Source organism: Mesorhizobium sp. M0563, from assembly GCF_040321065.1.
GTDB lineage: Bacteria > Pseudomonadota > Alphaproteobacteria > Rhizobiales > Rhizobiaceae > Mesorhizobium.
Map to the genome: position 1 here is coordinate 65,364 of NZ_JAMYQV010000005.1, position 22,152 is coordinate 87,515.

Annotated in this window: 14 protein-coding genes and 2 pseudogenes; 15 read left to right on the plus strand and 1 reads right to left on the minus strand. The window is 62.8% G+C overall.

From position 1 onward, the window contains the following. The first annotated feature begins 150 nt into the window (after positions 1–150). Together NKI50_RS09285 and NKI50_RS09290 are read left to right on the plus strand one after the other, a co-directional pair. A complete protein-coding gene (locus NKI50_RS09285; RefSeq protein WP_352494371.1) occupies positions 151–1,308 on the plus strand; it encodes an LLM class flavin-dependent oxidoreductase in 1,158 nt (385 codons plus the stop codon). After that, on the plus strand, positions 1,308–1,790 hold the full coding sequence (locus NKI50_RS09290) for a flavin reductase family protein (protein WP_352494370.1): 483 nt from the start codon (positions 1,308–1,310) through the stop codon (positions 1,788–1,790). Before NKI50_RS09285 ends, NKI50_RS09290 begins: the two co-directional genes overlap by 1 nt. Here NKI50_RS09290 and NKI50_RS09295 read toward each other — a convergent pair. Then, positions 1,775–2,842: a LacI family DNA-binding transcriptional regulator gene (locus NKI50_RS09295; RefSeq protein ID WP_352494369.1), complete on the minus strand. Its 1,068-nt coding sequence runs from the start codon at positions 2,840–2,842 to the stop codon at positions 1,775–1,777. The two genes, NKI50_RS09290 and NKI50_RS09295, sit on opposite strands and share 16 nt — an antisense overlap. A 110-nt stretch (positions 2,843–2,952) precedes the next feature. Between NKI50_RS09295 and bglB the strand changes: the two genes are divergently transcribed. The 13 genes and pseudogenes from bglB to NKI50_RS09355 all read left to right on the plus strand — a co-directional run bounded on the left by bglB (position 2,953) and on the right by NKI50_RS09355 (position 22,152). Then, on the plus strand, positions 2,953–4,053 hold the full coding sequence (bglB, locus tag NKI50_RS09300) for a beta-galactosidase BglB (protein WP_352494368.1): 1,101 nt from the start codon (positions 2,953–2,955) through the stop codon (positions 4,051–4,053). Beyond that, positions 4,050–4,883, plus strand: a complete 834-nt coding sequence (gene kduI / locus NKI50_RS09305; RefSeq protein WP_352716285.1) for a 5-dehydro-4-deoxy-D-glucuronate isomerase — start codon at positions 4,050–4,052, stop codon at positions 4,881–4,883. Before bglB ends, kduI begins: the two co-directional genes overlap by 4 nt. Next, a complete protein-coding gene (locus NKI50_RS09310; RefSeq protein ID WP_352716287.1) occupies positions 4,880–7,399 on the plus strand; it encodes a hypothetical protein in 2,520 nt (839 codons plus the stop codon). Before kduI ends, NKI50_RS09310 begins: the two co-directional genes overlap by 4 nt. Positions 7,400–7,486: 87 nt before the next feature. Continuing rightward, entirely contained in the window at positions 7,487–8,755 is a 1,269-nt protein-coding gene (locus NKI50_RS09315) for an ABC transporter substrate-binding protein (RefSeq protein ID WP_352494366.1), read from the plus strand. Then, positions 8,752–9,774: a carbohydrate ABC transporter permease gene (locus NKI50_RS09320; RefSeq protein WP_023716975.1), complete on the plus strand. Its 1,023-nt coding sequence runs from the start codon at positions 8,752–8,754 to the stop codon at positions 9,772–9,774. Before NKI50_RS09315 ends, NKI50_RS09320 begins: the two co-directional genes overlap by 4 nt. After that, the gene (locus NKI50_RS09325) at positions 9,771–10,823 is read left to right on the plus strand and encodes a carbohydrate ABC transporter permease (protein ID WP_352716289.1); all 1,053 of its coding nucleotides are present in this window, start codon (positions 9,771–9,773) and stop codon (positions 10,821–10,823) included. The genes NKI50_RS09320 and NKI50_RS09325 overlap by 4 nt, the downstream gene beginning before the upstream one ends. 7 nt (positions 10,824–10,830) lie before the next feature. After that, the gene (locus tag NKI50_RS09330) at positions 10,831–11,919 is read left to right on the plus strand and encodes an ABC transporter ATP-binding protein (protein ID WP_352483677.1); all 1,089 of its coding nucleotides are present in this window, start codon (positions 10,831–10,833) and stop codon (positions 11,917–11,919) included. 507 nt (positions 11,920–12,426) lie between these two features. Continuing rightward, complete coding sequence (locus NKI50_RS09335; protein ID WP_352483676.1) at positions 12,427–13,521, plus strand: HlyD family secretion protein; 1,095 nt, start codon at positions 12,427–12,429, stop codon at positions 13,519–13,521. Between the two features lie 74 nt (positions 13,522–13,595). Further along, positions 13,596–15,098 carry an MFS transporter gene (locus NKI50_RS09340; protein WP_352716292.1) on the plus strand — a complete coding sequence of 501 codons (1,503 nt, stop codon included), beginning with the start codon at positions 13,596–13,598 and terminating at the stop codon, positions 15,096–15,098. Between the two features lie 423 nt (positions 15,099–15,521). Further along, positions 15,522–18,647 (plus strand): PAS domain-containing protein, encoded by a 3,126-nt coding sequence (locus NKI50_RS09345; RefSeq protein ID WP_352716294.1) that lies wholly within the window; start codon positions 15,522–15,524, stop codon positions 18,645–18,647. Positions 18,648–19,051: 404 nt separating this feature from the next. Then, positions 19,052–20,824 (plus strand): annotated as a pseudogene (locus NKI50_RS09350) (MASE1 domain-containing protein); the annotation flags it as partial. A gap of 30 nt (positions 20,825–20,854) precedes the next feature. Continuing rightward, positions 20,855–21,514, plus strand: a pseudogene (locus NKI50_RS30525) (sensor histidine kinase); the annotation flags it as partial. Then, a complete protein-coding gene (locus NKI50_RS09355; RefSeq protein ID WP_023716982.1) occupies positions 21,511–22,152 on the plus strand; it encodes a response regulator transcription factor in 642 nt (213 codons plus the stop codon). The pseudogene NKI50_RS30525 and the gene NKI50_RS09355, both read left to right, overlap by 4 nt.

Genomic DNA, 22,152 nt, shown 5'->3' on the forward strand with positions numbered 1-22,152 from the left:
CATCCGGTGTTCCAATCGCATCCCGGTTTCGGGTTTGGCTCCAAAATTGATACAGTATTGATCTACACCAAAACGAATGCTACGCAAGCCCTATTCGCAGCTCCGGACGTCATTGAAGAGTGGCCCGGACGTCTTTTCTGAAGAGTGGCAATGAGCATCGTCCCAATCACCTCGCCGGATCTCGATGCTGCCGAAGTCTCGTGGTTCGCCGCACTCTGCTCGGACGACTATCGTTATCTCGGCGTTCCGGACGGCGCACTGCGCTCGAACTGGGCGCATTGCTCCGAGATCGTGAAGACGTCCGAGGCACTCGGTTTCCGCAACATCTTGTGTCCGTCGTCCTATCAGGTCGGCCAGGACACGCTGAGCTTCGTTGCCGGCTGCGCGCCGATCACGTCGAAGATCAATCTGCTTGCCGCTGTGCGCTGCGGCGAGATGCAGCCGATCATGCTGGCGCGCACGATTGCGACGCTGGACCACATGCTGGAAGGCCGGCTGACGGTGAACGTCATTTCGTCGGACTTTCCGGGCGAGACAGCCGACAGCGCCTACCGCTATCAGCGTTCCCGCGAGGTGGTGCAGATCCTGCGCCAGGCCTGGACCAGGGACAGCATCGATTTCGAGGGCGAGGTCTATCGCTATAAAGGGCTCTCGACGGCGCCGGCGAAGCCCTATCAGCAGAATGGCGGCCCGCTGCTCTATTTCGGCGGTTATTCGCCCGACGCGCTCGAGCTTTGCGCCGAACAGTGCGACATCTACCTGATGTGGCCGGAAACCAGGGAGGAGCTTGCCGACCGCATGAGAGCAGTCCACGAGCGCGCCGAGCGTCATGGGCGGACGCTCGACTACGGCCTGCGCGTCCACATGATCGTGCGCGATACCGAGGCAGAGGCAAAGGAATATGCCCGGGAGCTGGTTTCGAGGCTGGACGACGAGCAGGGCAGGGCGATCCGCGAGCGCGCGCTCGACGCCCGATCGCTCGGCGTATCGCACCAGGCCAGGAACCGCCAGATCGCCGATGCCGAAGGCTATGTCGAGCCGCATCTGTGGACGGGGGTCGGGCGGGCGCGCTCTGGCTGCGGCGCGGCGCTGGTGGGCTCGACCGATCAGGTTCTGTCGGAAGTCGAGGCGTATATGAAGATGGGGATCCGCGCCTTCATCTTTTCCGGCTACCCGCATCTCGACGAGGCGCGTCATTTCGGCACCAAGGTCCTGCCCCAGCTCAAGACATGCTCGCTCCCGCACGCCTATGGCCGGGTGCCGGAACGGATCCCGGCGACACCACTGGGAACGGGGGAGCGCCGCTGATGGAGCATGTCGTGTGCGATCCAGGCCTTTTGCGCAATGCCTTCGGGCGTTTCGCCACCGGCGTCACGGTCGTCACCACCGGCACGGCCGACGGCCCGGTCGCAATCACCGCCAACAGCTTCTCATCCGTGTCGCTCGACCCGCCGCTGGTGCTCTGGTCGATCGGCCGCCACTCGCGCCGGTTCGAAGCCTTCGCTAATTCCGCGCACTACGCCATTCACGTGCTGGCGGAAGATCAAATCGATCTGTGCTGGCGTTTTTCGAAGTCGGGGACGGACTTTGCCGATCTTGACCTGTCATGGAGCGAGCACGGCGTGCCATTGCTGCCGCGCGCACTGGCGCGGTTCGAATGCAGCGTCGCCGAACGCTTTCCGGCTGGCGACCATATGATCCTGCTTGGACGTGTCCTTGAACTGGAGACGCAAGAGGGTTTGCCGCTGCTCTTTGCTGGCGGCAAGTCGCGCCCTCAAGAGGCCAGTTGATGACCGCCGGCGCCGCTCCGGGCTGGTGCCGTCGACTGGCGCACCACAAGATTGCAGGCAAGTTCGACGCGACGCGGCGGCGACCCCGAATGGGCCATGTCGTCGAGCAGCAGGCTAAGCGCCGCCGATCCGATCTCGCGCATGGGAATGTGCATCGCCGTCAGCGGCGGATTGCAGAAGGCAGCGAGCGGCAAGTCGTCCATACCGACCACGGACACATCGCCAGGCACCGAATATCCGGCCTCCTGGACGCCGGCGATGGCACCAAACGCCAGGCTGTCGCCGGCCGTCAGCACGGCGGTGAAATCGAGGCCGCGGGCCGCGATGCGCTCGGTCACGGCCCTGCTCGCAAGTTCCGGCAGCCAGTCCTGCACCTCGACCACGAAGTCGTCGAAGCCGACAATGCCGGCCGTGATCAGCGCGTCGCGCCAACCTTCGTAGCGCCGCTCGATCGTGCGCCGCCCACGCCGCATCAGGAACAGGATGCGGCGGTGGCCGAGGCCGATCAGATGCTGCGCGGCAAGCATGGCGGCAGAGCGATTGCAGGGCGTCACGCTCGAATGGCGCATCGAGGGATCGTCGCCGTTGACGAGCACGATCGGCTTGGCGAATCCGGCTGTCAGCGTCAGCACATCGTCATCGTCCAGTGTCAGAAACAGGCAGCCGGCGACGGTGTCGTCGCGCTCGGATTCACGCAGCAGCGCGATTTCGTCCTCGGGCGCCGAAACCGGCCGGGTCACCAGTTCGACGCCCAGCAACCGGGCGCGCTCGTTGAGCCCATCAAGGACATGGTAGGTGAACTGATTGCGGGCACTGTCCACCATTGCCACGCTGCTTGCGGCCAGGATGACCTTGCGGCCGGCAACCGAGGCGGGAATGGCATAGTTCATCGACTTCGCCGTTTCGATGATCCTGGTGCGAAGCTCGTCCCTCACGCCGCCGACACCGCTCAGCGCACGGGAGGCGGTGCTGACCGACACGCCGCAACGCGCCGCGATCTCCTCAAGTCGAATGCGGCGGCTGGGGCGCCCGCGCTTGCCCTGGATATTCATCCGCTCCGTCATCTCCGCCAAGTCACCCGATTAATGCAAAAAATTTTCAGATTGCGCAAGAAAAATGGCTGTGAAACAGTTCCGATGAAGCGGGAGAAACGGGAGGAGTGATGCCGCTGTCGGCCGAACGCCTGAATTCCGTGCTTGCCAGCCTCGTGGCCGGCATGACCGGCTTGCGTCATGACGGGCGGTTCCATGAGCCGAATCTCGACGGCACGCCGGGCGACTATGTCAGCTTCGACAGCTGGGAATGGCCGCAGGGCGTCGGGCTCTACGGGCTGGTTCGGCTGTGGGCGCAGACCGGCGACGATCGGCTGCTGCAGACGATCGAGGCCTGGTACGACCGACGCATCGCTGCCGGTCTCCCTGCGATGAACGTCAACACCACGGCGCCTCTGCTGGCGCTAAGCGAATTGTGGCGGCGCCGGCGCCAGCCGCGCTTCGAGCCGGTCCTGCGCGAATGGGCCGAGCAGGTAGTCACCGCCTTGCCACGGACGCCCGAAGGCGGTTTCCAGCATGATGTTTCGGACCGGGTCAACGACGACGAATTGTGGGACGACACGCTGTTCATGGTGGCGCTGTTCCTCGCATCCTACGGCCAGGCTGCCGGTCAGCGTCGCTTCGTCGAGGAAGCAGAAAGGCAATTCCTGGTCCACGCCCGTTATCTCGCCGACCCGGCATCAGGGCTGTGGTTTCACGGCTGGACGTTCGCGGGACGGCACAATTTCGCCCGTGCGCGTTGGGCGAGAGGCAATGCCTGGATTACCGTCGGTATCCTCGAACTGGTGGAGTTCGCCGAAATTGCACCCTCGGTCCGGGCCTATCTGCTCGGCGTGCTGGAGACGCAGATCAACGCCCTGCTCGAGGTGCAGGCAGGTTCGGGCGCATGGCACACTCTGCTCGACGACCCGACGTCTTACGAGGAGATTTCCGCCACGGCCGGCTTCGGCTACGGGTTGATGAAGGCCGCGCGGCTCGGAATCGGCTCGACAGAGTGCCGCGCCGCCGGCCTCCGCGCCTTGGAAGCCGTGGTGGCCAACATCGATGACAAAGGTGTGGTGGCGAACGTGTCTTATGGCACACGCATGGGCGCCGACCTGCAGTTCTATCGCGATATACCCATCCATCCGACGGGCTACGGACAGGCGCTGGCCATTCTGTGCTTGACCGAAGGGACCCGGCATCTGCAGTCGAAGGTGGAGGCGGCATGATGCGGACGCTCTATGGCGTGTCGCCGGGCGATATTGCCGGCATGGACACGGACCGGCTGAGGGCCGAGTTCCTGGTCGACGGCTTGTTCCGGCCCGGCGCGATCGAATTCGTCTACACCCATGTCGACCGCATGATCGTCGGTGGCGCGGTGCCGCTGGCCAACCCGCTGACATTCGGCAACGGGGCCGAAGTCGGCACGCCGCTCTTCTTTGACGCGCGCGAGATGGGCATCGCCAATCTCGGCGGCAATGGCGCCGTCGCGGTGGACGGCAGGCGCTTTCCCGTGGCTAACCGCGACATCGTCTATATCGGACGCGGAGCGCGCGAGGTGACGCTGGAGAGCGACGATCCGGAGAGGCCGGCACGCTTCTATATGAACTCGGTGCCGGCCGGCGCCGCTATTGCGCACCGTCTCATCGTCAACAGCGAAGCCAAGCCGCTTGTGCTCGGCGAGGAGGCTCGCGCGAACAGGCGCACGCTGCGCATGTACATCCATCCCGAAGTGGCCCCGTCCTGCCTCTTGCTGATGGGGATCACCGACCTCGCGCCGGGCAGTGTGTGGAATACCATGCCGCCGCATCTGCATGAGCGGCGCATGGAAGCTTATTGCTACTTCGACCTCGCCGAGGCCGACCGTGTGGTCCATCTGATGGGCCGGCCTGACAAGACGCGCCACCTGATGGTTGCGGACGGTGACGTTGTCCTGTCGCCCGCCTGGTCTATCCATATGGGTGCCGGCACCGGCCCCTATGCTTTCGTCTGGGCCATGACCGGCGAGAACCAGGCCTACACCGATGTCGATCCAGTACCCGTGAAGGATTTGCGATGAGCGAGGCCGCGCAAAGCGTTCGGACGGACTTTACGCTGCGCCGGCCGCTCGTGGCGGGGCAGCCAATCGTCTATTGGCGGCTCGGGTCTATCGCCGAGCAACGCTACGACGTGGCCGACCAGCCCATGCAAGGCGAGATGGATCCCTTCTTCTTCCTTACCAAGCACAAGAATTTCATTCCCCATGAATATCCGTGCCGCACGCAGTTCGCAGCGGAACGACGCGGCAAGCGACCACAGGTCAGCGCCGAATTCGGCGCTGAGCGCATCTGGTTGCCCTTCGCCTCGCCACGCATCGACCTGTCGGGCTTCTGGTTCCGGCCGACGGTGCTTGGGACCTGGGCCGAGACCACCATCGAGGCGGCCTCGAGTGGCGAGGTGATGGTACGGCTGCGTACATGCGGCGGCGCCATACTCTTTGCCAATGGCGAGGAAGCCGGCTGGATGGCGCCCTACGGCCGCAATCTGGAAAGTGCCGAGCACTTCAAGATCGTGCTGAGGGTCGGCCGCAACGACATTCGCATATGGTTCGACGATCTCGCCGAGCGCGACGCCCGCTACTATTTCCAGCTCGATTATCTATCCGGTCCGGCTGCTTCGGTCGCACTGCCGATCGAAGTCGAGAGCGGCGTTGCCGATGCGATGGAAGCAGCCCTCGACGACATGCATTTCGACCGTCCCGCCTATGACGGCGGCGAGGTGGCGCTCGTCACCGGCGTGGCCCTGCCGCGCGACGCGCAAGTCGAGATCGAGATCGAAGGCGATTTCATGTCGATCGAGACGCCGGTGCGCTTCGCCTTCGATCTGCCAACGGGCCAGACGCGGCTGCCGATCGCCGATACCGAGCAGCTGCCGGCCGACTTTCGCCATTTCAAGGTGTCGCTGAGGGTCGCAGACCATGCCGTATCGCGTGTCTTCGGCGTCGAGATATGCCACGCGCACCGTCAGGGCGATGCGCCGGAAACGCTTACCGCGCGTATAGATGAGGCTTTGCGCGAGGTCGCCGATCACGCCGAGGCCGATACGGTGCGCGCGCTGGCGCGCCTGGCGATCGGGCAGCAGGGCGCCGAGACCGACGCCATGATCTCCGGCACGCTGCCGGCGATCGAGGATTGTCACGATTGCGCCGACTTCATCCTGGTGCCGCTGCTGTGGTGCCGCAAGGCCTATGGCGATCGGCTGGAAGTGAGCCTGCGCGCGCGCATCGACAACGCCATCCTCGGCTATCGCTACTGGATGGACGAGCCCGGCAATGATGTGCAGTGGTACTTCTCCGAGAACCACGCGCTGCTCTTCCACACCGCCGCCTATATTGCTGGGAGCCTGTTGCCTGATGTGCGGTTCGTGCGGTCGGGCCGCCTTGGCCGCGAACAGTCCGCGGTGGGAGCCGCGCGGGTACGCGCCTGGCTCGATCATTTCGAGGCATGGGAGATGGCCGAGTTCAACTCGGCGCCCTATTTTCCGATCGACCTCAAGGGCCTGTGCGCGCTCTACGCGCTGGCCCCGGACAAGAACATCGCCGAACGTGCCGGCAACGCAGTCATACGCCTGCTTGAAATCGTCGCCCGCTCGGCGCATCGCGGCATCCTCACCGGGGCGCAGGGCCGCTCCTACGAGCACACGCTGCGCGCCGCGCGTTCCCTGGAATTGTCCGGCATCTGCCGCATGCTTTGGGGCAAGGGCAATTACGGCATGCGCTTTCACGCGCTGCCGCAGCTGGCATTGTGCCTGCGGGATCACGATTTGAGCGTTCCGGACGGGTTGGCAGCAATTGCTTCCCTCACCGACGATACGGCGTGGGAATGGACTTTCGCGCAGGGACAAGACCGCTTCGCGCGGCTCTACCACTACAAGACGCGCGGCCATGCGATGGGCAGCGCCGCTGGCTATCGCTGGAATCAATGGGGTTATCAGGAGACCGTCATTCACGCCCGGCTGGGCAAGAATCCGGATGCGCAGATCTGGATCAACCACCCCGGCGAAGTGCTGCAGTCGGGATATGGCAGACCATCATATTGGGGTGGCTCAGGCACGTTGCCCCGGCTTCACCAATACCGCGACCTCGCCATCGTCAGCTTCTCCTGCTCGGATGAACAGCCCGACTTCACGCACGCCTGGTTCCCCGCACGTGCCTTCGATGCCGTGCGAGTGGGTGGCGATCGGGCGTTCGCGCAATCCGGCGACGCCTTCGTCATGCTGAAGACGGATGTTCCGCTCACGCAGGTAGAGGCCGGCCCGACGGCCGGCAACGAGTTGCGGGCGGCGGGACGCAGGACGACATGGATCGTTCGCCTCGGTGACAGGGATGCCAATCTGCCGGCGCTCGACGCCTGGGCGGGCGCCTTTGCCGGCCTGTCGGTGCGGTCGGGTCCCGACGGCGAGTTGATCGTCGAGGATCCGGAGTACGGCACGGTGCATTTCCTCGCCGACGCAAGGATCGTGGCCGAGGGACGTACACTCGATCCGGCCAACTGGACCGTGCGCGGTGAGGCGATGCGCATGAAGCACAGAGAGTAGGGAGGAATCGGCTGCGACGCTCAAGAGGAGAGGGCGTAGCGGCTTGAACTATCGGGGCGCCGCCCCGCTAAAGGAGGAGACGAAAGCATGAATAAGTCCCGCACTTTGCTGGCCGCGCTATCGGTCAGTCTGCTCGCATCGACCAGCGCGTTTGCCGGCGACGTGCGCATCATGTGGTATTCGGACGGTGTCGAAGGCGATGTCATTCAGGACATTCTGAACCGCTTCATGAAGGACAATCCCGACATCCACGTCACGCTCGACAACGTCGCCTACAAGGTGATCCAGGAGCAGCTGCCCATCCAGCTCGAAGCCGGCCAGGGCCCGGACATCGCCCGCGTCACGAACATCAAGGAGCTTGCCCAGCACTGGCTCGATCTCAGGCCACTGGTGGCCGATCCGAAATATTGGGAGGACAATTTCGCTGACACGCTGGACTGGATGCGCCCCGACGGCTCCAACGCCATCCCGGGTTTCATGACCCAGCTCACGCTCACCGGCGGCTTCGCCAACAAGACGTTGTTCGAACAGGCCGGCGTGCCGCTGCCCGGCGACAAGGCGACCTGGGACGACTGGATCAACGCCGCCGCCGAGGTGGCGAAGAGCCAACAGCTTCCGGCTGCCTTCGCCATCGACCGTTCCGGCCACCGCATTTCGGGTCCGAATGTCTCCTTCGGAGCGAACTATATCGGCCCCAATGGCATGCCGGCCAAAGTGGACGACGGCACCAAGGCGTTCGTCGGCAAGCTCGTCGACTGGACCGCCAAGGGCCTGATGCTGAAGGATACCTGGGTGTCGGCGGCAGGCTCGACCTACCGCGCGGCCGCCGACGACTTCATCAACGCCCAGATCCCGTTCTACTATTCGGGCAGCTGGCAGGTCGCCAATCTGTCGACCAAGATCGGCGACAGTTTCGACTGGGTGGCAACCGGCTCGCCCTGCGGTACTACAGGCTGTTCGGGCGTGAAAGGCGGCGCGGCGCTGGTCGCCATCAAATACACGAAGAATCCCAAGGATGTCGCCAAGGTCATGGATTATCTGGCCCGTGAAGACGTGGTGGAAGAGTTCAGCGAGCGCACGCTGTTTTTGCCCGCGCACAAGGGCGTCGTAGACAAGGGCGGGCTGAAATGGGTCTCGGCCGACAAGAATGTCGGTCCGGCGCTCGACAAATTCGTCAAGGCGGCGGGTGAAACCCTGCCGGCGGCCGATGCGCTGCCGCCGTGGAAGTGGGCCAATGCTTACTTCGCCGCGCTGGTGACGCGCGTCAGCCAGGTGATGGCCGGCGAGCTCAGCCTCGACGATGCCTGGGGCAGGATCGACCAGGATATCGCCGACAAGGTTGCCGAGGCGAAGTGACCGCCGCCGCGACACTGAAGGCATGGATTGGCGCCGCCCTCGCGGCGCCGGTCGTGTGGCTGGCATCGATCGTCAACGTGCCGCTGAAGTTCTGGCAGCGCGCGACGGGCACCGGCGGCATGGCCGCGTTCTTCCTGGCCCCAAACATGGCGATCTTCGGCATTTTCGTCCTGGTGCCGATGATCATCAACTTCTTCTATTCGGCCACGTCAGGAACGGCCTACTTCCTGCAGGACCGAACCTATGTCGGGCTCGAGCAATACCAGCGCCTGCTCGATTGCGGCAACTACCTGGACACTGCCACTTGCCACGAGGATCTCTTCTGGAAGGCCGTGCACAATACCGGCCTGTTCGTCGTCGTGCAGGTGGCGCTGATGACGGTCGTGTCGATGGCGACAGCGCTGATCCTCAACCGTGAGATCGTCGGGCGCAGCTTCTGGCGCGCGGTGTTCTTCTTTCCGGTGCTGCTGTCGCCCGTCGTCACCGGTCTGATCTGGCGCTGGATCCTGCAACGCCAGGGCTTGCTGAACCTGATCGTCCATGATCTGGGCGGCGAGCCGCACAACTGGCTGACCGACCGCTTCTGGGCTTTCACCGCCGCCGTCAGCGTTTCGGTCTGGGCCCATATGGGCTTTTATACGCTTATCCTGCTTGCCGGATTGCAGGCGATCCCGCGCGACCTTTACGAAGCGGCCGAGATGGACGGCACGAAGCCGGCGCGGGTGTTCTGGCGCATCACGCTGCCGCTGCTGATGCCTAACCTGCTTGTCGTCATCGTGCTGACGCTGATCCGCGCCGTGCAGATCTTCGACGAAGTCTATGTGCTGACGGGTGGAGGGCCGGGAACCTCGACCCTCTATATCACGCAGTACATCTATGAGATCGGCTTCGCCTCCCTGCTGCGCAATCCGGGGCTGGCTTCGGCGGCTTCGATCTTGATGGGGTTGGTGCTGGTCGTGCTCACCTTAGTTCAGCTGCAGGTCGGACGCCGGGGTGAGCGGAAAGGAGCCCGCGAATGAGCAGCATCATGACATTCCTGACCCGCCGGCGCGGCGGTCGCGGCTGGCACTGGACGGATATCGTGAGCTGGCTGTGGCTGCTCGGCGGCGTTGTCATCATGTTCGGTCCGGCCGTTTGGCTGGTGGGTTCGTCATTCAAGACACCGGCACAGCTCGCCGAGTTCCCGCCGACCATAATGCCTTATGTCAGCCAACAGGCGAGGGTCGAAGGCTACGATAAGCCGCTGGCCCTCTACAGGGTGAAGCTTCCGGATGGTTCGACCAAGGTGCTGGCCGAGGTGCGGCGCATCGGCATCATGGCGCAAATGGTGGACCCGCAGGCGCCGAACGATATCGTCAAGGTCAACATCGCCGACCGGCAGCCGGTGCGCGAAATCGGCTTCGCAACGGAGAACTACACCGAGCCCTTCGTCCATTTCGACTTCCTGCGCTATCTGCGCAATTCGGTCTTTGTGACGGCAATGGCGACGCTGATCACGCTGCTCACCAATTCGATGGCCGCCTTCGCCTTGTCGAAATACAAGTTCCGCGGCCGCGATCTGACGATGCTTGTGATCGTCGGTACGCTGATGGTGCCGCTGTCGGTCATCCTGGTGCCGCTCTATTCGGTGGTGGGCGCCGTCGGACTGCTCGATTCGCTGTGGGGCGTGATCTTGCCGACCGTGGCGACGCCGACCGGCGTCTTCCTGCTGCGCCAATATATGCTGACCATCCCGGACGAGCTGCTCGATGCGGCGCGCATGGACAACGCTTCCGAATGGCAGATCTACTGGCGCATCGTATTGCCGCTTGCAGCACCGGCGCTCGCCGTGCTGGCGATCTTCTCGGTCGTCTGGCGCTGGAACGACTTTCTGTGGCCGCTGGTGGTGCTGTCGCGCAAGGAACTCTACACACTCCAGGTCGGCCTCAACACCTATGCCGGCCAGCTAAACGTGCAGTGGCACTACATCCTGGCGATGACCGTGGTGACGATGATCCCCGTCGTCCTCGTCTTCGTCTTCCTGCAGCGTTACATCACTTCCGGCATTGCCGGCACCGGACTGAAGTGAGGATGTCATGGGACGGATAACGCTGACCAACATCGATCGCGCTTACGGCAAGATGAAGATCTTGCACGGCATCAACCTCGACGTCGGGGACGGCGAGATGCTAGTCCTCGTCGGCCCGTCGGGTTGCGGCAAGTCCACGCTGCTGCGGCTGATTGCCGGGCTCGATCGGCCGACCGACGGCAAGATTGAGATCGACGGGGTCGACGTCACCAACGTTTCGGCCGCGCAGCGCGGTCTGGCGATGGTGTTCCAGTCTTACGCGCTCTACCCGCACATGAGCGTGCGCCAGAACCTCGCCTTCGGGCTCGAAAACATCCGTATGCCGAAAGCCGAGATCGACGCGCGGATCACGGAAGCGACGCGCATGCTGGAAATTGCTTCCTATCTAGACCGCCGGCCCGGTCAATTGTCGGGCGGCCAGAAGCAGCGCGTGGCGATCGGCCGTGCGGTGGTGCGCAATCCGACCGCCTTTCTACTCGACGAACCGCTGTCCAACCTCGATGCCGAACTGCGCATCACCATGCGCGCTGAACTGGCGGGCCTGCACCGGCGGCTGGCAACCACGATGATCTACGTCACCCATGACCAGATCGAGGCGATGACGCTGGCGGACCGCATCGTGGTCATGCGCTCGGGGCGGATCGAACAGGTCGGCCGGCCGCTCGATCTCTACAACGCGCCGGCCAACCTGTTCGTCGCCGGCTTCATCGGCGCGCCGCGGATGAACCTGCTGCCGGTGAAGGTGCGTTCGGCAAGCGGCGCCGAGGTGCGTGTCGAAGGTCCGGGCGGGCTGTCGGCCTCGGTCGCCGCCGACGGGGTCGCGCTGAAACCGGGAGACGACGCGACGCTTGGCATCCGACCACACGACATCCAACTTTCGGATGGCAGCAAGGGATCGGTGGAAGCGCGGATAACGCTGGCCGAGGCGCTGGGACCGGAAACCGTTGTCCACGCCACCATTGCCGGCGACAGCAAACTTATCGCCGTTCTCAAGCAGCAGGGCGTTGAATCGCAAGGGCCGCCGATCCACCTCGCTCTGCCGCCGGAGCGCATGCATCTCTTCGATGCCGCCGGGCTGCGTGTCGCACCGCGTTAGCCGGAGGCAAGATAGCGGGTTGTTTCATGAACTGTCGCAACTGCTGCACAGCGAACGCGTGTTGCGCGCTTGTCAAAACACAAAATAGGTGAACGTTAAGACAACCAAACTCTTCAAGAGGGCGCTCTCTGCGATCATTGCTGCCACGGGATGTCCGGAATTTACTTCAAAGTGGATTTTCTCGTGGACGGTCTTCGGCAATACGGAGATCCGCGCCGCCACGTTCGCGCGCCTGAATCCGGCCGACTGACAATACGACCTGTGCTGAGGTTCAGTACGAACTACCGATCAGGGCAAATGGGATGTTCGTCCGCATGATAGCGGCGAGGCCGTGAAATCCGCGATCGTTCTTCAGTTCTGCCTTGTTGCAGAGCCGCAGCTCGACGGAGACGTTCTCGTGAGACTCTATTGCGCACCGTGGGTTTGCAGCCTTGCCGAACGGCTCGCTCTTCGGCAGGCGGAGATCTCCTTCGATAGTGAGCGCGTCGACTTGGGGTCGAGGCAATCATGAGCCAACCCCGCAAGATCGCGATCGCCCTCGTTGCCCTTATGGTGCTGCCAATGGCAGCTATTTGGAGCTGGCAGTGGTTTACAAGGGGCCGGTTCGAGGAAACGACCGATAACGCCTATCTCCGCGGAGACATTACCAGCATCGCTCCGAAGCTCGCCGGTTACGTCGTCGAAGTCGACATAGACGACAATGCCAATGTGTCAAAAGGTGCTGTCCTGTTTCGCATCGACGACAGCGACTACAAGGCCAAGGCGGAGCAGGCGAAAGCCAACGTCGCCGCCCGGCAGGCGGAAATCGCCAACATCAAGGCGACCCGTGAACTGCAGGACGCATTGATCGCGCAGGCCGAGGCGCAGAAGCAATCTGCCGCAGCCGACCTGCAATTCGCCCGCGCCAACTTAAGCCGCTACGTCACGCTGCAGAAGAACGGAACCGCAAGCGATCAGAAGCTGCAGGATGCGCAGGCCGGCCATGACAAGGCAAGGGCATCGCTGGACGGCGCAGAGGCCAATCTGTTGGCTCAGAAGTTGAAGCTCGGCGTCCTGGATGCACAATTGTCCGGCGCGCAGGCAGCCCTGTCGCAGGCACAGGCAGCGCTCGACCTGGCAATGCTAGACCTGGCCAACACCGTCGTGAGGGCCCCGGTCGACGGCATCGTCGGCAATCGCCAGATCCGGGTCGGCCGCTATGTCACCCCAGGGACGGCAGCCCTGGACATCGTTCCGGTTAACGATGTCTGGATCGTCGCAAACTTCAAGGAAACGCAGCTGAAGCAGGTTGAGATCGGCCAACGGGTCCGCGTCATGGTTGATGAATATCCAGATCTGCAAATCGACGGCCTTGTCGACAGCTTCGCTCCTGGCAGCGGCGCAGCCTTCAGCCTGCTGCCGCCGGACAATGCCACCGGCAACTTCATCCGCGTCGTCCAACGCGTGCCGGTCAAGATCAGGATGACGCGCAATCCGTTGCCCGGCCGCCTGGTTCCGGGACTCTCGGCTCGTGTTGTCATCACCGTCGGCACCAGGGATGCTCCGGCAGTAGCGCAGGAAATGCAGACAGGCGGGACCGCGAACGGGCGCTCAGCGCAATGATGCACCTCGCCGAAACGGCGGCTGTGCAGCGCCATCCCGGTACCCTGCGCGCTTCCTTGATAGCAACCGGCGTCGTGCTGGCCGCCTTCATGGACGCGGTCGCATCCACCGCACTGTCCATCGGCCGGATCGACATGCTTGGCGACACCTACGCAACGTCGGACGAGCTGGCGATGGTCGACGTGGTTTTCATCGCGGCGAAGCTGACGGCGTTCCTTGTCGCTCCGCTTCTTGTAACGGCAGCCAGGCCGACCGTCTGCCTGCGCGCGGGGGTTGTCGCCCTTCTGCTGGCATCCGCGGCCTTGACGTTGTCGGTGGACCTCACCTGGATTTGCATCTGCCGCATTGTCCAGGGGCTGGCTGGCGGCACAATTCTCGTCGCCGGCCAGACGCTGCTGTTCTTTCGCTTCCCTCATCGGCATCAGCCGGTCGTTCAGGCGGTTTTTGCCGTAGGCGCCGTCATGGCTCCGACAACCGTCACGCCGGCCCTGCAGGGCTGGCTTGTCGACCATCTGACTTGGGAGTGGATATTCCTGAGCATCATTCCGCTCGGCATCGTCTCCCTTGTCCTGTTGGCGGCGGACGGCGATCGGACCTTTTGGCGGAAAACCAGGTTTCCTGCCGTCGGGATATCGTTGCTCGGCATCAGCGCCGCGCTTTTGACCTACGTCCTGCTGCAAGGCAGCAGGTTCAACTGGTTCGACGACACCGACATCACCTTCCTTGCCGCAACCGGTGTGACGGCTGCCGGCCTCCTGGCCGTCTGGAAGACCCGCCTTCGTTCAGAAGGCTCACTGCTGGCCATCTCGCCCCTTGGCAATCCGGACTTTCGCTTTGGCCTTCTCGTCAGCATCGTCGCCGGCTCTGCCCTTTCGGGCAGCGCCTATCTCATTCCGGCTTTTGCCCTCAACGTGCTCGATTTTACCGCCACGGGCGCGGGAGTGCTTCTGCTGCCAAGCGGAGCCATGCTCGCGCTTGGACTTTTGTTGTCCGGCTTCCTCATCCAAAAGACCGGGATGCGCCCGATCACGCTTGCTCCGTTTGGCATTCTGCTCTTCGCAGGCGCCATGTGGCTGCTGTCCGCTTCGACGAGCGGTAGCGGATCACCGGACCTGACCCTTGCTCTGCTGCTGCGGGGATTCGGCCTCGGCCTTCTGTTCGTGGCACTGACGCTGATTACACAGCAGGGCCTTGCCCCTGATGCGCTGCCGTTCGGCATCGGGCTGTTCAACTTCGGCAAGCAGGCGGGCGGTCTGACCGGCACAGCCCTCTTGCAAACGTATATTGATCACCAGAATGTCCACAACCGGACGATACTGACGTCCCACCTCGTCAATGGCGATCCAGCCGTGGACCAGCGCTTGAGAGCCACTGCGAACGTTCTGGCGAATAGTATCGACAGCGCCGCGGCGACCAAGGCCGCGCTGCCGCTGCTGCAGCGCGCGCTTGAGAAGCAGGTCGCCACTATCTCGTTCAACGAAGCTTTCTTCGCGCTCGTCCTGCTGTTCGCGGTCGCTGCGCCCTGTCTCATTGTCGCCAAACAATTGCTCGCCCGCCAAGCCGCTCCGCAGAACTAAAACCGCGTCCAGGCCCTATACTTTGGAACAGATGTTTTGGTCGGGCGAGGCTTCCAGATTATCTCATGAGCCGTGTTAACCGGACGAGACAGGGATGACGAATGCAGAGGTTTTTCCGGTTTCACTCTGCAGCCGACGAAGAGGCAGCCGAGCGTCTTACCTGTCCGGCTCGTATTTCCCAGTGGTGGGTGTTGACGCGTCGATCCGCGTCGCTTCTTGCCCGAGGCGATCGTTAGGCGCGCCGTAGCGGCCGGGCCGCCGCAGCGGCGATATCTCCGCGCAATGCATGGATTTCCATGAGATGCAGCCGGGGCATCGCGGGACTAGATTTAGGCGGTGAGTTCGCCTGTCCAGATATTGAAAACAAGTGCTATATAAAGCGCTGACCGTCCCCAGGCTTTCTTTGTCCGACAGGAGAAGCCAATGACAGCAGCGTCCGACTCACTTGGCGAAATCGACCCCGAAGCAACGCTCGCGCTGCAAATCATCGAGAGTATGCCCGGCCACGCGTGGGCAGCCGATGCCGCCGGACGATTCACCTATGTCAGCCCAACCACCGTGGCGTTCTTCGGCAACACGCATGAGGATCTCAACACCTCCGAAGACGACGATGAGTTCGGCTGGCGTCGAGCCGTCCATCCCGACGATTATGATCGTGTCGCCGCCAGATGGCGGCATTGCCTCGAAACCGGCGATCACTATGACACCGAGCATCGTCTGCGGCGCGCCGATGGCGTCTATCGCTGGTTTCGAAGCTCAGGACGACCTTTTCGCGATAGTCACAGCCGCATCATTCAATGGTACGGCACGACAATAGACATTGAGGACCAGAAGCGGGCCGAGTCAGCATTGCGCGACCGCGAGCGGGAGCTCTCGCAGCTCGTGGACATGGTCCCGAGTCACATCTGGCGGCTCGATCCGGACGGCGAGCCGATTTTCTTCAACAAGCGCATGGTCGATTTTCTCGGCCTGGACGTAACGGATATGGACAGACCGGGCATGAGCCGGCTGGCGGCGATGATACAGGCCGGCGTCCATCCGGACGATGCAGCAGCATTTGGCGATGCACTCCGTGGTTGCTTCGCTACCGGTGCGAGCTTCGCCATGCGCTATCGCCTGCGCCGTGCCGATGGCGTCTATCGCTGGATGTCGAGCCGGGCGGAGCCGATGCGCGATGACGCCGGCCGCATCGTCCAGTGGTACGGCCTCTGTCACGACATAGACGATCAGATGCACGCCGAAGCGGCGTTGCGGCGAAGCGAGCGACAATTGCAGCATATGATCGACGCCGTGCCGGTCCGCATCTGGAGCGTGATGCCGACCGGCGGGCCGGTCTACTTCAACAAGCGATACCAGGACCATTTCCGCTCCGTTATCGCGAACTTTGATGCGCTCGGCGAGCCGGGCATCGAAACGCTGCTGCACGAGGTTATTCATCCCGAAGATGCTCCCGAGGTGCAGCGCACGTTATCGAATTGTTTCGAAACTGGCGGCGGCTCCGCGATGCGGTTTCGCTGGCGCGAAAAAGACGGCACCTATCGCTGGGCTGAGTGCAGGGTGGAGCCGCGGCGCGATGACGACGGAACGGTCGTGCAATGGTACGGGGTTTCTCTCGACATCGACGATGAGGTGCGCGCGCAGGCGGCGTTGCGCAAAAGTGAGCGGCGCCTTCAGCAGCTTATCGACACCGTGCCCGCTTTGATCTGGAGTACGACACGGGAGGGAAGGCCATCCTACGTCAACAAGCGGTTCACCGACGTAACCGGGGCCACGCTCGGTGACATCACCGCCCCGGACGGCTCGCCGTCCCTGAGCGTGATCCATCCAGACGATATCGACACCGCACGGCAGGCGATCCGCCATTCATTCGCAACGGGCGTGCCTTACGTTCAGAGATATCGCCAACGGAGGGCCGACGGCGGCTATCGCTGGACTGAGACTCGCGCCGAGCCGCTGCGCGACGAAGATGGCAGCATCCTCCAGTGGTACGGCGTGAGCGTCGACATCCATGATCTGGTGACCACGCAAGCCGCATTGCACGACCGGGAACGAGAGCTCTCGCAGCTCGTCAACATGGTTCCGAGCTACCTCTGGCGGCTGTCTCCCAACGGCGAGCCGACCTTTTTCAACAGGCGCCTGATAGATTTTCTCGGCCTGGACATAGCGGACGCGGAAAAGCCGGACACGAGCCGGCTGGCGGCCTTCATTGCCACCGTCGTCCATCCCGACGATGCCGCCAGCCTGAGGGAAGCACTCGACAGCTGCTTCGCCACCGGCGAGCGCTTCTTCATGAAGTACCGCCTGCGGCGTGCCGACGGCGTTTATCGCTGGATGGAGGGCCGCGCGGAGCCGCTGCGGGATCCGGGTGGACGCATCGTCCAGTGGTATGGCCTTACGCACGATATCGACGATCAGCTGCGCGTCGAAGAGGCGCTGCGCGAGAGAGAACGCGCGCTCTGGCAGCTCGTTGAAACGCTGCCGGCAATGATCGATTGCGCCGCGCCGAATGGCGAACCGATATATCGCAGCCAGCAACTCCGCGAATTCCTCGGATACAATCTTGAGGAATTGGACGAAGCGGGAAAGTCCCGGCTGGCCGGCACACTCGACGCCGGTGTTCATCCCGACGACCTGACAGGTGTCAAGGAGAGATATGCCCATTGTTTGTCCACCGGCGAGCCGTATGCGCGACGGCACCGTCTGCGGCGCTTCGATGGTGAATATCGCTGGGTCGAGACGCGCGCCGCGCCGATGCGCAACGCTGAAGGTGCCATCGTGCAGTGGAACGTTATCTGCCTCGACATCGAAAATGAGGTGCGAACACAAGAGGAGCTTCGACTGGCACAAGAGAGACTTGCGCGTGCGAGCCAGGCGGCGAGCCTTGCCGAACTCTCCGCATCCATCGCTCATGAGGTGAACCAGCCGTTGGCCGCCATCGTCGCCAACTCCAACGCATGCCACCGTTGGCTGTCCGCCGTGCCCCCGAACGTCGAGCGCGCGAAAATCACGGCCGAGCGCATCATCCGCGATGCCAACTCGGCGGCGGATGTCGTCAGCCGCATCCGTGCCTTGTTCAGACCTTCGCTTGAAATGAGAACCAGCACGCCGATCCCCAGCGTTATTGCCGAAGCGCGTGACCTCATGGCCGAGGAAGCCATACGGCGTCGCGTTCGCATGGACATCGATGTCGAAAGCAATCTTCCGCTCGTCGCCTTCGATCGCGTCCAGATCCAGCAGGTCCTGGTCAACCTCATTCGCAACGGCATGGAGGCGATGGACTCCACCACGGACAGGGTTCTCGGGCTGCGTGTGCGCCGGATAGAGGACACGATCCAGACCGAGGTCAGCGACCGCGGCCCGGGTATCGAACGTCCTAACAAGATATTCGAGCCGTTCTTTACGACGAAAGGGAATGGGATGGGCATGGGGCTGGCGATCTCCCGTTCGATCGTCGAGTCTCACGGCGGACGCCTATGGGCGGAGAACAGTGTGCCGCATGGAGCGACATTCATCTTCACTCTCCCGGTTGAAGCGAAAGCTGTGCAATGATGCCGGACGACGACAATCGTCCTCATCTTGGACGATGCTGAACGTATCCGGCGGCGCTCAGCAAACGCTTGGTTTATTCTCCTTTCGGTGAAGGGCGTCGCTGCCCCCGCGCAATGCATGGATTTCCATGAGGTGCGGTTGGGGCGTGGCGGGATTAGGGTGACGGTGTGAGTCCGTCAGCCCAGATCCAGCTACCAAGAGCAAGTGCTATACCAAGCGCCGACAATCTCCAGAGTTTGTTTGTCCGTCAGGGGCACCCGATGACGACAGCGCCCAACTCACTTGGCGAGACCGATTCCAACGCAACGGGCGCGTTAAAGCATGACTTCGACCGATCCGGACCGGGATTGCAAGGAAGTGGCCGATCTTTGGCGACGAGTGAACCAGGCCTGATTCGCGGCAACATGATCAGCGATCTTGAAAGAGGCAGGTTATCGCGCGTCTGGTCGCACCGTCCCCAATTCTTGCATCTGGGGCTTTTTATTACGGCCTATGTCCTGGGCTGCGGCTTCGCCCAGTCGCTCGCAATCATACCTGGAACAGGGATTTCCATTTGGCCTCCGAGCGGACTGTTCATCGCTACGCTTGTCTTCGCCTCCAGGTATAGCTGGCCGTGGTGGGTGCTGGGGGCCTGTCTGGCCGAACTGTTCAGCAACTTCTTGTGGTTCCACACTCCGCTGCCCGCGGCCTTCCTGATCTTTGCCGGCAACGCTCTTGAAGCGGTGGCCGGCGCATGGCTCGTGAACCAGACCTGCAAGCGCCCAGTTCGGCTGGAAACCTTGCGCGACGTTCTCGCATTCGTCGTACTGGCCGCTGGAATTGCGCCAGTTGCAAGCGCGACGGTGGGAAGTGCGGCGCTTGCGTGGTTTGGCATACAATCGCAAACCTTTGCGACGGCTTGGCCGCTGTGGTGGATCGGAGACGCGACGGGAGTCCTGATCGTAGCGCCACTGGCGCTGGTCGTGTTCCAGAACTGGCGCGGCAAGGCGCAGCTCTCAGCAGCGCGGTGGATGGAAGCTTGCGTCCTGGGGCTGATCTTTCTTGGTATCGCCGCCCTTTCCTTGAGCGGCTATCTGCCCTTCGCCTACATCATCATGCCGCCTCTTCTTTGGGCCGCAGTGCGCTTTGAGTTCAGAGGCGCCGCCGTAGCATTGACCGTTCTCGCTCTGATCACGGCGGTATTCACGATATCCGGCGCCAGCCAATTTGCCGGCGATCCCGAGTCCCAGAAGCACAACCAGATCATGCTGCAGCTTTTTCTGGCCATCTCGGCATTTTCGGCGCTCGTCGTGGCCGCCATATCCCGGCAGCATCAGGCGGCGGTGCTCACTTTGCGTGAAAGCCTTGAGGCATTGGGCGACCGGGAGCGGGAGCTCTCGCAGCTTGTCGACATGGTTCCGAGCCACGTTTGGCGCCTGAGGCCCGATGGCGATCCGACCTTTTTCAACAAGCGCATGGTCGACTTTCTCGGCCTGGACGTAACGGATTTGGACAAACCGGGCATCAGCCGGCTGGCGGCGATGATAAAGGCCGGCGTCCATCCGGACGACGCAGCAGCATTCGGCGATACGCTCAGTCACTGCCTCGCCACCGGCGAGCGCTTCTCCATGAGGTATCGCTTGCGCCGCGCCGATGGCGTCTATCATTGGATGTCGAGCCGGGCGGAGCCGATGCGCGATCACACTGGCCGCATCGTCCAGTGGTACGGCCTCTGTCACGACATAGACGATCAAATGCAAGCTGAAGAGGCCCTGCGGCGGAGCGAATTGCAGCTTCAGCAGATGATCGACGCTGTGCCGGTCCGCATCTGGAGCGCGGTGCCGACCGGCGGGCCGGTCTACTTCAACAAGCGGTACCAGGACCATTTCCGCTCCGTGATCGCTGATTTCGAAGCACTCGGAGAGCCGCGCATCGAGGAATTGCTGCAAGAACTGGTTCATCCCGAAGATGCTCCCGAGGTGCTGAGCACGTTGCTGAATTGTTTCGAAACAGGCGGCGGTTCCGCGATGCGGTTTCGCTGGCGCGAAACAGATGGCTATCGCTGGGCGGAGTGCAGGGTGGAGCCGCGGCGTGATGAGGACGGGGCGGTTGTGCAATGGTACGGGGTTTCCCTCGACATCGACGAAGAGGTGCGCGCCCAGGAAGCGCTGCGACAAGCGTCCGACAAACTCGCGCAAGCGGCTCAGGCTGCAAGTCTCGCCGAGCTTTCGGCTTCGATCGCCCACGAGGTGAATCAGCCGCTGGCTGCGATCGTCGCCAACTCCCATGCATGCCACCGTTGGCTGTCCGCAGCACCGCCGAACGTCGAACGCGCGAAGATTACGGCCGAGCGCATTATCCGGGACGCCAACTCGGCGGCGGACGTCGTCGGCCGCATTCGCGCGCTGTTCAAGCAATCCACCGAGACGAGAACCAATGCGACGCTCAGCAGTGTCATCGCAGAGGCACGCGACCTCGTGACCGAGGAAGCGATGCGGCGGGGCGTTCGCATCAGCGTTGATATCGGAAGCGACATTCCGCTAGTCGCGTTCGATTGCGTCCAAATCCAGCAGGTTCTGGTCAATCTCATCCGCAACGGCATGGAGGCGATGGACTCTGGTGCGGACGACGGAGTTATCAAAATCCGCGTGCGCCATATCGGGGATGTTGTCCAGACCGAAGTCAGCGATCACGGCCGGGGCGTCGAGTTTCCCGACCGGATATTCGAACCGTTCTTTACCACGAAAGAGCAAGGGATGGGCATGGGACTGGCGATCTGCCGTTCGATCATCGAGTCGCACAGCGGGCGTTTATGGGTCGAGAAGAACGAACCACGTGGAGCGACGTTTATCTTCACGTTGCCGATTGAAGCGAAAGCGGCGTCATGACGACGGACGGCCAAATTGTCTTCATCGTAGATGACGATGAACGCATCCGGGAGGCGCTCAGTGAGCTGCTGGCTGCGCACGGCATGCGTGCCGTAGCGTTCGGATCGGCGGGCGATTATATCCGCGCTGACAAGCCGGACGTCCCTGCCTGCCTCATCCTCGATATCGAGTTGCCGGATATCAACGGCCTCGATCTGCAGCGGCAGATTGCCGAGGGCGATCATCCGCCGATCGTTTTCCTGACAGGACATGGCGATATCCCGTCCTCCGTGCGTGCGATCAAGCACGGCGCCGTGGATTTCCTGACTAAGCCCTTCAGCGATGCAGACCTCATGGCCGCAATCCATGCAGCGATTGCCCAGGATCGGGCACAGCGATCGGAGCGCGCCGAGCTGGGCGTGTTGAAGCAACGTTATCTCGAACTGACGCCGCGCGAACGTGAGGTGCTGCCGCTGGTGGTCAGCGGCCTGCTCAACAAGCAGGCGGCCGCTGAGCTGGGGATCAGCGAAGTTACGCTGGAAATTCATAGAAGGAACGTCATGCAGAAGATGGTCGCGGCGTCGCTCGCCGACCTCGTGCGCATCGCCGAGCGATTGGGAATACCGATCACGCACTCGCGCCGGGCAGGGGGGAGCTGA

Bases quoted from the DNA above. Each gene is read 5' to 3' on its own strand.
- NKI50_RS09330 (WP_352483677.1), top strand. From the start codon at position 10,831: ATGGGACGGATAACGCTGACCAACATCGATCGCGCTTACGGCAAGATG.
- bglB (WP_352494368.1), top strand. From the start codon at position 2,953: ATGCCGCTGTCGGCCGAACGCCTGAATTCCGTGCTTGCCAGCCTCGTG.
- NKI50_RS09290 (WP_352494370.1), top strand. From the start codon at position 1,308: ATGGAGCATGTCGTGTGCGATCCAGGCCTTTTGCGCAATGCCTTCGGG.
- NKI50_RS09345 (WP_352716294.1), top strand. From the start codon at position 15,522: ATGACAGCAGCGTCCGACTCACTTGGCGAAATCGACCCCGAAGCAACG.
- NKI50_RS09355 (WP_023716982.1), top strand. From the start codon at position 21,511: ATGACGACGGACGGCCAAATTGTCTTCATCGTAGATGACGATGAACGC.
- NKI50_RS09310 (WP_352716287.1), top strand. From the start codon at position 4,880: ATGAGCGAGGCCGCGCAAAGCGTTCGGACGGACTTTACGCTGCGCCGG.
- NKI50_RS09335 (WP_352483676.1), top strand. From the start codon at position 12,427: ATGAGCCAACCCCGCAAGATCGCGATCGCCCTCGTTGCCCTTATGGTG.
- kduI (WP_352716285.1), top strand. From the start codon at position 4,050: ATGATGCGGACGCTCTATGGCGTGTCGCCGGGCGATATTGCCGGCATG.
- NKI50_RS09325 (WP_352716289.1), top strand. From the start codon at position 9,771: ATGAGCAGCATCATGACATTCCTGACCCGCCGGCGCGGCGGTCGCGGC.
- NKI50_RS09315 (WP_352494366.1), top strand. From the start codon at position 7,487: ATGAATAAGTCCCGCACTTTGCTGGCCGCGCTATCGGTCAGTCTGCTC.
- NKI50_RS09295 (WP_352494369.1), bottom strand. From the start codon at position 2,842: ATGAATATCCAGGGCAAGCGCGGGCGCCCCAGCCGCCGCATTCGACTT.
- NKI50_RS09285 (WP_352494371.1), top strand. From the start codon at position 151: ATGAGCATCGTCCCAATCACCTCGCCGGATCTCGATGCTGCCGAAGTC.